This is a genomic window from Bradyrhizobium sp. 31Argb, assembly GCF_043638955.1.
GTDB lineage: Bacteria > Pseudomonadota > Alphaproteobacteria > Rhizobiales > Xanthobacteraceae > Bradyrhizobium.
Map to the genome: position 1 here is coordinate 1 of NZ_JBEGDB010000690.1, position 628 is coordinate 628.

The window sequence follows — 628 nt, forward strand, 5'->3', positions numbered from 1 at the left end:
GTGGCAAACGCCGGGCCAAGCGCCTTGAGTTGCTGCAACTGATCCCGTCGCTTCGCCATCGGTGCGGGCGTCGCAGCGGCTTGCGCAGCGGCCTGGGCCTGCTCCAGCGCCTTGAGCTGGTCCCGCACCAGCATCAGCCGGGCATGCTCGCGCTTCACTTCGGCCAGAAGCTGCGGCGGCAACGGCTGCCCTTGCCAGTCCCGCTGCTGCTCCAGCCAGGCGAGCCAGTTGCGCCGTCGCAGGGCCCCGACCGCCATGCCCAGCAGACGCAGCAGCGCCTTGATCCGGTTGGTATGGGCGGTCTGCTCCGTCACCAGTCGCTCGCGCTCGCGGCTGATCCGCCGGGCGTCCTCCTCGGCCACGCTCGGCACCCTGACGATCCGCACCACCCGCGGCTCGCCCCGCAAATAGGCCATCAAGGTGCGCAGCAGAAGCTCGCCGTCGATCCGGTCTGTCTTCGCCCGCCGCGACCGTTGCTCCACTGCAATGCTCGCCGGGTCGAACACGAAGTTCGTGATCCCAGCCGCTTCCAGCCGCCGGTGCAGCCAGAAGCCGTCATAGCCGGCCTCGTAGCAGCTCACCACCCGCGGCGCCGCGCCAAGCTTCGACGGCGCCCGCGCCTTGACCT

1 protein-coding gene is annotated in these 628 nt (G+C 70.2%); it reads right to left on the minus strand.

The annotated features are described in order from the left end of the window. The coding region (locus AAFX91_RS42300; protein ID WP_394570427.1) for a transposase at positions 1 to 628 on the minus strand (628 nt) is incomplete at both ends.